The sequence below is a fragment of the Dorea sp. AM10-31 genome, from assembly GCF_003435815.1.
GTDB lineage: Bacteria > Bacillota > Clostridia > Lachnospirales > Lachnospiraceae > Dorea_D > Dorea_D hominis.
The window spans coordinates 215,031-227,532 of sequence record NZ_QTUV01000003.1 but is presented as its reverse complement, the minus strand read 5'-3'; the positions used below and the strand labels follow the sequence as shown (position 1 = coordinate 227,532).

General features: G+C 42.5%; 12 protein-coding genes and 3 pseudogenes. 11 read left to right on the top strand and 4 right to left on the bottom strand.

All coding sequences use genetic code 11. The features are described 5' to 3' along the window. Positions 1-278: 278 nt before the first annotated feature. The 5 genes and pseudogenes from DW125_RS07205 to DW125_RS07185 all read left to right on the top strand — a co-directional run. Positions 279-458 (top strand): annotated as a pseudogene (locus DW125_RS07205) (MFS transporter); the annotation flags it as partial. Between the two features lie 132 nt (positions 459-590). Continuing rightward, positions 591-2,753, top strand: coding sequence for a HelD family protein (locus tag DW125_RS07200; protein WP_117500820.1), 2,163 nt, complete (start codon positions 591-593; stop codon positions 2,751-2,753). Positions 2,754-2,959: 206 nt separating this feature from the next. Beyond that, on the top strand, positions 2,960-3,379 hold the full coding sequence (locus tag DW125_RS07195; RefSeq protein ID WP_173821045.1) for a winged helix-turn-helix domain-containing protein: 420 nt from the start codon (positions 2,960-2,962) through the stop codon (positions 3,377-3,379). Between the two features lie 340 nt (positions 3,380-3,719). Continuing rightward, complete coding sequence (locus DW125_RS07190) at positions 3,720-4,115, top strand: plasmid mobilization protein (protein WP_117500819.1); 396 nt, start codon at positions 3,720-3,722, stop codon at positions 4,113-4,115. Between the two features lie 60 nt (positions 4,116-4,175). Next, a pseudogene (locus DW125_RS07185) lies at positions 4,176-4,913 on the top strand (VirB4-like conjugal transfer ATPase, CD1110 family); the annotation flags it as partial. On the opposite strand, the gene DW125_RS07180 reads toward DW125_RS07185, so the two are convergent. The 3 genes from DW125_RS07180 to DW125_RS07170 form a co-directional block, all read right to left on the bottom strand. Further along, a complete protein-coding gene (locus DW125_RS07180) occupies positions 4,864-6,171 on the bottom strand; it encodes a relaxase/mobilization nuclease domain-containing protein (RefSeq protein WP_117500818.1) in 1,308 nt (435 codons plus the stop codon). The pseudogene DW125_RS07185 and the gene DW125_RS07180 overlap by 50 nt on opposite strands. After that, a complete protein-coding gene (locus DW125_RS07175; protein ID WP_002584958.1) occupies positions 6,132-6,461 on the bottom strand; it encodes a plasmid mobilization protein in 330 nt (109 codons plus the stop codon). The genes DW125_RS07180 and DW125_RS07175 overlap by 40 nt, the downstream gene beginning before the upstream one ends. Before the next feature lie 199 nt (positions 6,462-6,660). Further along, positions 6,661-7,017, bottom strand: a complete 357-nt coding sequence (locus DW125_RS07170) for a helix-turn-helix transcriptional regulator (protein ID WP_044942672.1) — start codon at positions 7,015-7,017, stop codon at positions 6,661-6,663. Between the two features lie 398 nt (positions 7,018-7,415). Between DW125_RS07170 and DW125_RS07165 the strand changes: the two genes are divergently transcribed. The 6 genes from DW125_RS07165 to DW125_RS07135 all read left to right on the top strand — a co-directional run bounded on the left by DW125_RS07165 (position 7,416) and on the right by DW125_RS07135 (position 12,120). Then, positions 7,416-7,601: a cysteine-rich KTR domain-containing protein gene (locus DW125_RS07165; RefSeq protein ID WP_003431289.1), complete on the top strand. Its 186-nt coding sequence runs from the start codon at positions 7,416-7,418 to the stop codon at positions 7,599-7,601. A 16-nt stretch (positions 7,602-7,617) separates the two neighbouring features. Further along, positions 7,618-8,604: a 23S rRNA (adenine(2503)-C(2))-methyltransferase RlmN gene (rlmN, locus tag DW125_RS07160; protein ID WP_006774449.1), complete on the top strand. Its 987-nt coding sequence runs from the start codon at positions 7,618-7,620 to the stop codon at positions 8,602-8,604. Between the two features lie 469 nt (positions 8,605-9,073). Beyond that, entirely contained in the window at positions 9,074-9,511 is a 438-nt protein-coding gene (locus tag DW125_RS07155) for a sigma-70 family RNA polymerase sigma factor (protein WP_002604474.1), read from the top strand. Continuing rightward, entirely contained in the window at positions 9,495-9,737 is a 243-nt protein-coding gene (locus DW125_RS07150) for a helix-turn-helix domain-containing protein (RefSeq protein WP_002604473.1), read from the top strand. The genes DW125_RS07155 and DW125_RS07150 overlap by 17 nt, the downstream gene beginning before the upstream one ends. A 458-nt stretch (positions 9,738-10,195) precedes the next feature. Beyond that, on the top strand, positions 10,196-10,369 hold the full coding sequence (locus DW125_RS07140) for a transposon-encoded TnpW family protein (RefSeq protein ID WP_002604472.1): 174 nt from the start codon (positions 10,196-10,198) through the stop codon (positions 10,367-10,369). A gap of 77 nt (positions 10,370-10,446) precedes the next feature. Next, complete coding sequence (locus tag DW125_RS07135; RefSeq protein WP_002604471.1) at positions 10,447-12,120, top strand: recombinase family protein; 1,674 nt, start codon at positions 10,447-10,449, stop codon at positions 12,118-12,120. Positions 12,121-12,127: 7 nt separating this feature from the next. On the opposite strand, the pseudogene DW125_RS07130 reads toward DW125_RS07135, so the two are convergent. Then, positions 12,128-12,304, bottom strand: a pseudogene (locus DW125_RS07130) (recombinase family protein); the annotation flags it as partial. Between the last annotated feature and the right edge of the window lie 198 nt (positions 12,305-12,502).

Here is a 12,502-nt window from a genome sequence, read left to right as displayed (position 1 = left end):
CGTTTAAGATAAGCTGGCAATAAAAAAAGCAGAATCTATCCCCGATGATAGGCTTTTTTGTTGTGCTTATTTATACGATATTGAGCATTCATTAGTTACGGTGAGATATAAGTTATTTAACTATACCTTTATTTAACTATGTCTTTAATATGAATGTTTCCAAATTGTATGTATGCAGACCAAAAGCCACATTGTGGATTTTGGCCTGCATTTTTTATTGCCTAGAATGCTGTTCAAAATAGAAATTCAAGCAAAATAATATGCAGGAGATAATATAAATGGAAAAATACAACAATTGGAAACTTAAGTTTTATACAATATGGGCAGGGCAGGCAGTATCATTAATCACTAGTGCCATCCTGCAAATGGCGATCATTTTTTACCTTACAGAGAAAACAGGATCTGCGATAGTCTTGTCTATGGCTTCACTAGTAGGTTTTTTACCCTATCTAACATACTTCTTCCCACTATAATAATACCATACAAATTTTATAAATACAAGACTGTTTATATAAGCTGACACATGCTAAACTAGCCTAGCAATGTTTCAGTAAAACTTTCTTTCATTTTTCAAGGAGGTCATAATCATTATGGGGAATAATCAGACAGAAAAAGCGTTTGAAGAAAAAAGATTAGCACAAACAATCTCTTTAGCCGAGGAACAATTAAAGCAGGCAAAAGAAGCGGCAGACAAAAAGAAATCAGAAATTATCGAAGCCAAAAAAGATGTGCGTGAAAATACAGAACACGGCATTACATCACTGTACACATCAGACGGTTTCGAGGCACTTGTTGAATTAAGCCAATATATCAATCCTGTTACAGACAAAATTATAGATTATGAAGAAGAAGAACATAAAATACTTCTGTTAGAAAAGATGATAAAATCGCCCTATTTTGCCCGAATTGATTTTAAATTTGATGATGAGGACGAATTTGAAAAAATATACATTGGACGTTCTTCTCTACGAAAAAACAGCTATCAAGAGATGTATGTTTATGATTGGAGATCGCCGATTGCCAGTGTTTTCTATCGTTTTATGACAGGCGAAGCGTTTTATGACGCTCCATGTGGACGAGTAACAGGTGAACTCAATTTGAAACGCCAATATGAAATAAAAAACGGAATACTGGAATATTTTTTTGATTCAGATGTTCAGATTGTTGATGAATTTTTAAGGCAATTACTGTCACAAAACACTACTGCTAAAATGAAAGCTATTGTTGAAACAATTCAGCATGAACAGGACGTGGTTATTAGAGATATGGAAAATGACCTGCTAATGGTACAGGGTGTAGCGGGAAGTGGAAAAACCTCTATTGCTCTCCACCGGGCTGCTTATCTTATGTATCAAGGTTTACAAACAAAGCTGTCCGCAAATAACATTATGATTATTTCCCCAAATTCTATATTTGAGCAATATATTTCAAATGTATTGCCCGAATTGGGAGAAGATAATGTTATTTCTTCCGTGTTTGAAGATATACTTAGTGAGTTATTAAATGGCAGGAAAATTCAGTCAAGAAATGATTTTTTAGAAAACTTGATTGTCAATTCAAAATACAAGGAAATTTCAAGAAATAGTATAGAATTTAAAACGTCAAGTTTTTTTAGGGAAATTTTAGACCAATTTCTCATTGATATACCCCGCCAGTGGATAGAATTTGAAGATGTTTATTATGAGGGAAAATGCGTTGTAAGCGGGCAAATTCTAAAAGACAAGATATTAGGAAGACCAGAAACACCATTAGGCATAAAATTAGAACAATTAGAAGATTATATTTTAGAACAAATATTTGGAACAGGAAAAGGGCGGGGGCATAAAGAAGAAAAAAATCTAATCAAGCAGGAAATACAGAAATTTATAAAAATTGACATTGTTGAATTATATAAAATATTATTTAGCAATGAAGCCTATTTTTATAGCCTGCTGCAAAATAGCAATCCGTCACAAAACATAAAAAATATTTGGAAATATACTAAGGAAAATTTGGAAGCAGACAGCTTGTATTATGATGACGCAATAGCAATCGCTTATTTGTATTTAAAAATATACGGAACAAATAAATATAAAAATATTAAGCAGGTAGTCATTGATGAAGCACAGGACTACTACCCTCTCCAATATGAAATATTTAATTTGCTTTTTTCTAATGCCAAATTTACTATTTTAGGAGATATGAAACAGACTCTTGCCAAAAAAGAAGATATTTCTTTCTACGAACAAATTCAAAAAATATTGAACAAGAAAAAATCTTCTCTTATTATGTTGGATAAAAGTTTCCGTTGTACGAATGAAATTTTAAATTTTAGTTTAAAGTTCATTGAACAAAGTTCACAGATAAAAAGTTTTAATCGGAATGGCGATAGCCCAAAAGTATATATTGCTGATAATTCCGAAATCTTCATTGATGAAATTGTTAAGGAAATAAAATTATGCCAAGAGAAAGGGTTTCAGTCGATATGCTTAATTTGTAAAACCGAAAAAAATTCAACCTATCTATTTAATAAAATTAAACACAAACTTGATATTCAATTAATTAAAAATGGGAGCGTATCAGATTTACAAGGCGTGTTTATCTTACCAGTATATATGTCAAAGGGATTAGAATTTGATACTGTCTTAATTTGTGATGCAGATAGCCAAAACTACCATGATGAAGATGATAAAAACCTCTTATATGTTGCCTGCACAAGAGCGCTTCACAAACTTAGCTTATTTTGTGAAAATGAGGTTAGCCCGCTGATATAGATAAATTTACAATATATTGAATTGCCTAAATGCCAAACGCAGCGTAAGTGCATATGAACAAAATGATAATAATTAGACAGACCATCTTTCTCTTTTAATGGCATTAAATTGACATTACGCTCTCTATCATATATATTTGTTGCTTACTGTCAAAAACACGACAGAAAAATATAGTTTAAATTCAACGGATAAAAGAGGTAATGAACATGGGGAAATTACTACTGCTGACACTTAACGAACAAGAGGAAACAGCGATTGACAAAATCATATCGGCAATATCTGATTATATACAGATTGAACCCATGCAGATCACAACCGCTTCCGTGTTATCTTTTCCGGGACTGGAAATAAAGCAGAACCAACGCCGGGTATTTCAAGACGGGGAGGAAGTAAGCCTTACCCGCCTTGAATACAGTACCCTTGTATATCTTGCTTCCAACCCCGGCATTGTCCTCACACGGACACAAATATTTGAAGCCGTTTGGAACATGGAAAGTGAAAGCTGCCAGTCAAGCGTTGCAAATGTGATTTACAACCTGCGGAAAAAAATAGAGCCGGACAGCCGCAAGCCCATTTACATAAAAACCGTTTTAGGTATGGGCTACAAGTTTGCTTCCGGGGAATGACAACAGAATAACCGCCGCCCGTTACAGCGGCATACCATGACAGGAAATCAGAAAAGGTTTCCTGTTTTTTTGCGCCAAAAACCGCGCTGATTTTCCAGCTTTGTCGAAAAGTTTTATCAAAAAGTTTTTCAAAACTTTGCCATATTTGCATTTCTCTGCGTAGTAAGGAGTAAAGGGGGAGTTTCGCCGTTTTCTTAGAGCAAGATTCTACCACAGTACCAAATTTCGCCTACCGGCTCATTTTGTCCTATGGGAATCTTGTTGGGGTTGCCACCCCAAGCCCGCCTTTTGCGGCTTGCGCCGCTTGAAAAAATCCACCCACGAAAGGAGGTTCACAGCCATGAAAAGATACAACACGCCCCACCGAAGCCGGGTAATCAAGACACGCTTGACCGAGGAAGAATACGCCGAGTTTTCCGAGCGTGTCACCCTCTGCAAAATGAGCCAAGCCGAATTTATCCGACAAGCCCTCATTAAGTCAAGCATACGCCCGGTCATTACTGTTTCCCCGGTCAATGATGAGTTACTCTCTGCCGTTGGGAAACTCACAGCCGAATACGGGAAAATCGGCGGCAACTTAAACCAGATTGCCCGCTGTCTGAACGAGTACGGCGCACCCTATAACGCCCTCTCCCAAGAGGTACGAGCCGCCACAGCGGAGCTTGCCGCCTTGAAGTTTGAAGTCTTGCAGAAAGTAGGTGAAGCCGTTGGCAACATTCAAACATATCAGCTCTAAAAATGCCGACTATGGAGCTGCCGAGCAGTACCTAACCTTTGAACATGACGAGTTTACCATGAAGCCCACACCCTCAACCATTTTAAGGTGATCGGCGCGGCGGCGCGGGTATTGGACGGGAAACAGCGTCTTGAAGTGCTGCATGGGATTTTCCACCCGGACGGGGAACGCTTTAACTTTGCGTGGGAATGGCTACCCGCAAGCGGTCTTTCTGTCAAAGACTTTATCGCGCCGTCCTCTTTCCGATTTGGCGACGGGCGAATGTTTCAAATGGGCGGCAAGTTTGGCGCAGTTTCCTTTTTGCAGATCGTCGCGCCGGAACTCTCCGACCGTATGCTTGCCGACTTCATGGACGCGGAAAACGGGATTATCGTCAATCTGCACATTCAGAGTATCGACCACAACGAAGCAATCAAGACGATTAAGCGCAAGATTACCGACCTTGACCGTATGAAAATCGAGGAACAGAAAAAAGCAATCCGCAGCGGCTACGACATGGATATTATTCCGTCCGACCTTGCCACCTACGGCGGGGAAGCAAAAAACCTACTCCGCGATTTGCAGAGCCGCAACGAAAGAATGTTTCTGCTTACGCTGCTTGTCTTAAACCTTGCAGATACCAAGCAGAAATTGGATAACGAAGTATTTGGAGCGGCGGCAATCGCGCAGAAATACAACTGCATTTTGACCCGCCTTGACTACCGGCAGGAACAGGGGCTTATGTCCTCTATCCCGTTGGGGGAAAACCTTATCCATATCCAGCGCGGCTTGACGACCAGCAGCACCGCCGTTTTCGTTCTTGCATTTGCTTTTTCGCTTGGCGGTAATCCTCATACAATTTGCTTTTTCTGTCGTTTAAGCTGCTATACTCCTTGCGCAGCGCGGCGAGATCGGGCAGCTTCTTTATCTGCATTTCCTTTAATGCCCTTGCCGCAGCTTCAAACAGGATAATTTCGCTTTCATGCCCCCGCAGATACTTTTCCTTGTCCCGCGACTTCTTGTATTCCTCGTAAATCGGTTTTAATTGTCGGTATGTGGTCGTGTGCTTGATAAGCAGCGACAAATCAGACATACGCTGCTCTACGTCCTTAACCGCCCTTGCCGCCGCGTCATGGGCGGTCATAATATCGGCTATCTTGCTTTCAAGTTCGCTATAATACTCAATCTTGTTTTCGGTTAGGAAGTTCATGCTTTTAGCAGCCTGTTTCAGATTATGGATTTTTGCCCACCGTTCATAGCCCGCCGACTGTTGGGCTTTGATACTGTTTTCAAGATCGACGACAAGCCGGATTTTCTTATCTTCCCGCAGCGTTTTTGTTTTGGCAACATACACGCCCTTGATACGCTCCTTTATCGCTTCTTCCGTATAGGCCGCGCCGAGCGTCTTTGTGCGGGTAAACCGTTCCTGTCCGGCAGCGCGAAAGGAAATGTATTTGCCCTGTTTGATTTCATACCCCATTTCCTGCAAGCGGCGCAGCAGTTCGTCAAAATCTTTCACTTGGGGAATGAGAGTATCTATCGCCGTTTTCAGCTTTGCTTTGTAGCTTGTCCCTTGCTTTTCGGCGGTGTATTCTGCATAGCTTTTTCCCTTGTCCTGTCCCGGTACGACGACGGATAGCCCATGCTCTTTACATATCCTGTCGCTGGTGCGCCGGATAAAGTGATAGCTTTGCTTGTTGGAATGGTACTTTTTGTAGTCAACGAAGCTAACCGCGTTGAAAATCAAGTGATTATGCAGATGGTCTTTATCGACGTGAGTTGTCAAAACAAACTCATACTTGCCGCCTAATACCGCCCCGGCAAGTTCCATGCCGATTTTGTGCGCTTCTTCCGGTGTGGTTTCTCCCACCGCAAAGGATTGTATCAAGTGCCGCCCTAAATGTGTGCCGCGATCTCCGGCAGCTTCCCGCGTCCATGCAAACTCAATATCGGCGGTTTCCAGCCCGCAGCCGAAAGAGGACGCAAGCAGCTTCCCGTCTGTCTTTTCGGGATTTAAGATATAGTCTATCGCAGCCTTTAAGGTTGATTTAATAGGGTGCGTCTTTGTAACCGCCATATCTCGTCCACCGCCTTTTTAATGTCCTCTATATCCTGCCTGTAAACCGTCCCCGTCGCATTGGCGCGTTTTGCAATCTGGTTGATGTTCCGGCTCACCGCTTGCAGTTCCCGGATATATGCTTTTGTGTCGCTTCGGTCAACGACAAGAATATACCCGTCTATCGCCATTTTACGGAAGTATGCCCCATACTGCTTTATGGGAAGCTGCTTCATCTTCTCGTCGATCAGCCGCTTTTCTTCTTCCGTAACGTAAAACTTCATCTGTATATTTCTCTTTCGGTTTTCCATTTCCGCACCGCCTTTCGGTATAAGGGTTTGGGATTATCCCAACAAGCACTTTTCGCAAACGGGTACTCGTTTGCTGTGCTTGCTATCTACTCCTTATCCCGTTTCAAAGGCAGCGTTTGTTGCACTCTCTTTCTAATTTGGCGCAAAAAAAGATTGCAGCCCCTATGCGCTGCAATCTCCTGCTTCCCATATTGTGAGGTTAGTCCTCTGCTTGTTCGACTTCTGTTATCTCCCTTGCCGTTGCGGTTACAATCCGTATGCCTTTATCGCTCATACCGTCCAGCAGCGCGTCAAGCTGCCGCCGCCCGGTGGATTTCTCCGCATTGCTGTTCGGGAAGAAAAATTGATCTACCGAAATATGATACCGGGTTACAAGGTCATAGAATACCTGTAAACTCGGCTGTTGTCCCTTGTTCTCGATATTCGCAAGGTAGCGCGGGGAAATATATAACTCGTCGCTTACCTTTTTGCGGCTCTCGCCGTATTCATTTCTCGCGGCTTTTATAGCTGCCCCGAAAGCCTTAAAGTCGTACAATGGTACGGGTCTTTTTGCCATTTTCATTCACCCTGTTACATTTTACAGTTCACCTTTCTTTTTGGATATGTCCACACAATTCATATCATTAGGTTAAATACTTCCTGTTGTGTATTGACAGTAGACTGATTTTCTGATAAAATAAAATTTATGTAAAAGGAGGTGGCGTTTATGTTGCATAGCATGCGTATTAGATAATCATTGAAAAAAAGGATTTTCCCATTTTCAACATGGGCTTTTTTGTCATGCTTATTTTGCGGATGCTATACAAAAAACTAACGACGTATAGATATAGTATAGACATAGTGCAAGCTATGCCTTAGTTTTGTTGTACTGCTCTGTGCATTATAAATGCAGGTCAATGCTCATGTTGAGGATTGACCTGCATTTTTTTGTGTAAAAAGGACGAGTGAAATATAATGCTTAAAAAATATTGGATAAAATGTCCGATTTGTAACGGAAAGACGAGAGTTCAAGTATTTCATAATACTGTATTAAAAGATTTTCCTCTTTTCTGCCCTAAATGCAAATTGACGCATATCATTGATGTAGAAAAATTAGAGATTGTAATCAAAAATACAGAAAAACAAACTTTTATTATTTAGAAGAAAGGATATAAAAATGAAACGTTTACCTAAATATACGCCTGCGGAAGTACGGAATGATCCATACGGATTTACTTACAAAGAAATGTCGGAAGTTATTGGCGAGAATGAAGCAAAAGCCTTATATGAAGAATTATATAAGCAATTACCACGCAAAAAAAATCTATCAATGTTGGTAAAAAATATTTGCAAAAGCAGTGATACTGAAAAGTATGTTTACGAACTGAAAGACAACAAATACATTGAAACGGTTTTTATCAAGCGGCGAGATGGTGGAACTGTTTGCGTGAGCACACAAGTCGGTTGTCCTGTTGGTTGTATTTTTTGTGAGTCCGGGCGAAATGGCTTTGTTCGTAATCTAACATCGTCAGAAATCGTACAACAGATTATATTGTTGCGTCGAAAAGTAAACCGTATCGTTTTTATGGGTATGGGAGAGCCTTTATTCAATTATGACAACTTGATAAAAGCAATCCATATTCTCCGAGATAGATATGGGCTCAACTTTCCAACCGACGGCATTACCATATCAACAGTTGGTCCGGTCGATCAATTAAAAAAATTGCGCGAGGAACATCTTAAAATTCAGTTGACAATATCTTTACACGCAGCAACACAATCTGCAAGAAATCGTATTATTCCTCACATGCGCATATATGCTATTGAAGATGTTGTTAAGCAAGCCTTATCCTATTCTGAAAGGCATAATCGCAAAATTGTCTTTGCGTATTTGCTTTTACCGGGTATAAATGACCGGCCCTCAGATGTAAGACAACTTGCAAAATGGTTTCGGGGCAAAAAAGTTATGATTAACGTGTTACAATACAACCCAACAAGCAATTCAAGAATTAAAGCACCACAGAAACGGGAAATAGTTGCATTCAAACATCAATTAGAGCAAGCAGGACTTGAAGTTACTATGAGAGTTTCTCATGGCAGAGAGATTAACGCGGCTTGTGGACAGTTAGCTAACACATATAATAAATTCAAAAAAAATGATTAAAAGTGCCAGACGCATAGACGCAGAGCCGATAACGCATTAGGTCAAAAAACCTATGTGTTATCGGCTTTTTTATTTAATATTGCGCAAAAGCCGCTGTTCCCTATTATAGAATGGATTGCGGGTAGTGTATTAAAGTCGCCCTTTTTTAAGGATACGGCGGTATCGGGGAGGTATCGCCGTGTCCATTTTTATTTACTGTAACCCGCCTAATGCTTTGCGGTCAAAAAAAGCTATGCTCCGCAAGCGGGATATTCCGGCTATGAATGTGAACTGTCAATACATTTAGCTACTGCTTACATTTCCTTTGCGCCCGTCCGCGTCTTGCGGACGGGCGCATTTTGCTTTTTTCAACTTTTTTCTGAAAAGCGCACTCAAGAGCCATCTCCCGAACGGGTACGGAGCGAAAGGGGCAGAGAGGACAAGCCCTTAACTCCCGTCCTCTACTCCACGCGGGAAGGAGGTGAACTCTATGGAGCTATCTTCTTCCGACAAGGAAAGAATACAACATCAGTACGACGCATTAGCAAAGAAAACTTTGGTCGGCGAAGCGAAAAGCCACCGCCGCACTCTTGCGAAACGCGCAGCACGCGAAGTTACTTTTTCGGATTTGAGCGAAAGCGAACTCGCGCAGCTTTTCACAACGGACGAATACGAAAGCGATTATTTCCGTTTTCAAGTGTCCGGCTTTGATGTACTCGTCAAAAATGAACTGCTTGCCGAAGCCCTTAACGCTTTGCCCGAAAGGAAACGCGACATTATCCTTTTGTCCTACTTCTTGGATATGAGCGACGCGGAAATTGGCGAACTGCTGAATGTTGTACGCACGACGGTTTTCCGGCACAGGAAATCCGCGCTTGCGAAAATCAAACAGTATTTGGAGGGAAAAGCAGATGATGAATACCGTTAGGAAGTCTGAAAATCTGTTGCCGTTCCCTGTCATTTCCGCAGCGGCAAACGGCGACACAACCGCCATGTGCGCGATCTTGAAGCACTACGAGGGTTACATAGCGAAACTTTGTACCCGCACGCTGAAAGACGACGCGGGCAATACCTATTCCTATGTGGACGAGGAAATGCGTAACAGGCTGCAAGTGCGCCTTATTACCCGCACCCTTGCTTTTCATGTAGGATAATCTTTTAGCCCATGCGGGGAGCGTGTCCCCTTTCCACGCTTCCCGTTATGGGCTATTTGTCGTTCCGCAAAAGCATATCCGCTGTTGATGTGCTTTTGCAGGCCGACAAAGCCTATTGTTCTTTGACAAAGAAAGCGGCCTTTGGTGCGCAGCATAACAGGCAAACGGGTACATTCCGTCTGTACCGAGCCAGTCGGCGGGTACGCCATGACAGCTTTTCCCCATAGGGGAAAAGCCGAGCGAGAACTACCGCGCCGTAAAACAGGTTTAGCAGCTTGTGGGCGACGACATACAAGGCGGCACAATGATACTCCCGCGTTGAACACCCTCAAAGTATTGCGCGGCGCACCCATAAGCATGGGCCGGGGTGAAACTCCCGTGAGGTTGCAGCTAACAACCGCCCGTTTTTGCCTTTTGACGAATATAGTTTATCCATACAGGAAAAGGAGGTTTTTCTAATGGATAAAAAACAGACAATTACAACCGAACGCAAAATAGGGAAAATCACCTATCTTGTTCAAGCGTTGCCGAGTGAAAAGGCAACCGATACAATCCATAAAAAGATTGAGAAACTCATTGTAAAGGATTTGCAGAAAAAGCCCGGAAATCCGGGATTTTTAGCGTCCGAGTAGTGCATTAGGCGGCGGGATATGGTATAATGATAGCAACACATTATACCTGTTTATTCGGCTGTCGGAAAGGAGGACTAATGTTACAGTCGAATAAAATCACCGCCCTTTACTGCCGTTTAAGTCAAGAGGATATGCAAGCCGGAGAAAGCGGAAGCATACAGCACCAAAAAATGATACTTCAACGCTATGCGGACGAACACCATTTTTTGAACACAAAGTTTTTTGTGGACGACGGATTTTCCGGCGTGAGTTTTGAGCGCGAGGGGCTGCAAGCGATGTTGCAGGAAGTGGAAGCCGGACGAGTGGCGACGGTCATTACCAAAGACCTTTCCCGTCTTGGCAGAAACTATCTGAAAACGGGCGAACTCATAGAGATTGTATTTCCCGAAAACGGAGTACGCTATATCGCGATCAACGACGGAGTTGACACAGCGCGGGAGGATAACGAGTTTACCCCCTTGCGGAACTGGTTTAACGAGTTTTACGCCCGCGACACAAGCAAGAAAATCCGCGCAGTTAAACAGGCACAGGCGCAAAAAGGCGAGCGCGTCAACGGGGAATATCCATACGGCTATATCCCAGACCCGAACAACCGCCACCACCTTATACCCGACCCGGAAACCGCGCCGATTGTCAAACAGGTTTTCGCTATGTTTGTTAGCGGCGTGCGTATGTGCGAAATCCAAAAATGGCTTGCGGAAAACAAAGTCTTGACGATTGGAGCGTTGCGCTATCAGCGTACAGGACAGGCGCGGTATCAGCGGGCAATGATCGCCCCCTATACTTGGCCGGACAAAACGCTCTATGACATATTAGCAAGGCAGGAATATTTAGGGCATACCATAACCGCGAAAACTCACAAGGTATCCTACAAGTCGAAAAAGACCCGGAAGAACGAAGAAGAACAACGCTATTTCTTCCCAAACACCCATGAGCCGCTTGTTGACGAGGAAACCTTTGAACTTGCGCAAAAGCGGATTGCTACCCGCCACCGCCCGACAAAAGCAGCGGAGATTGATATTTTTTCCGGCTTGCTGTTTTGCGCTGGTTGCAGACATAAGATGTATTACCAACAGGGCGTAAATATCGAGCCGCGCAAGTTTTCCTATTCTTGCGGCGCATGGCGCAACAGGGCAAGGACAGGCAGCGAGTGTACCTCTCATTATATCCGCAAAAACGTACTTCTTGATTTAGTGCTGGAAGATATGCGGCGGGTTTTGCGGTATGTTAAGGAACACGAACAGGACTTTATCTGTAAAGCTACCGAGTACGGCGACATGGAAGCGAGAAAGGCATTAGCGCAGCAGCAAAAGGAACTTTTCAAAGCACAGGCGCGTATGACCGAACTTGACACGCTTTTCCGCAAGCTGTATGAGGACAACGCATTAGGCAGACTGACAGATGAACGGTTTGTGTTTCTAACTTCCGGCTATGAGGACGAAAAGAAATCCCTTGCCGCAAGGATAGACGAGTTACAACAGCAGATCGCAACCGTTACCGAGCGAAAAAGGGATATATCAAGGTTTATTCAGATTGTCGGGAAATACAGCGACATACAGGAATTGACCTATGAAAACGTCCATGAGTTTATCGACCGTATTTTGATACATGAATTAGACCGGGAAACCAACACCCGGAAAATCGAAATCCATTATAGCTTTGTCGGACAGGTTGATACCGAGCAGGAGCCGACGCAAGTTGTCAACCATGACCGCCGCAACATGGTAGATGTAAAAAGTATCGCTATCTAACCCCAGCAAAATTCACACCCGAAAAACCATCATCCGTAAAATGTCGAATGTTACCGAACCCATTTCTACGGGCATAATCTTCCAAGTATTTCTTTTGATTGATAATTGAATTTGACTCGCCAGTAAGGTCATCATCCCTTGATAAACGCTCATAAAGTGCAGTAATTTTTGAAGTCCTTGACATTCTCTTAACCTCCTTTCGTTATGTATTCTTGCAATTTAAAAAGGACGATGTTTATCGTCCTGTTAAAGTATAGCCCTCTGGTACAAATTTTACTATACTTATTGTCGTTTCAAAAACATATGTCCAAACTACTTTCTTACTAAAAAAAAGCCTAGAAGAGACATTTTCTCTTCTAAGCCTTATTACTTTATCACAGAA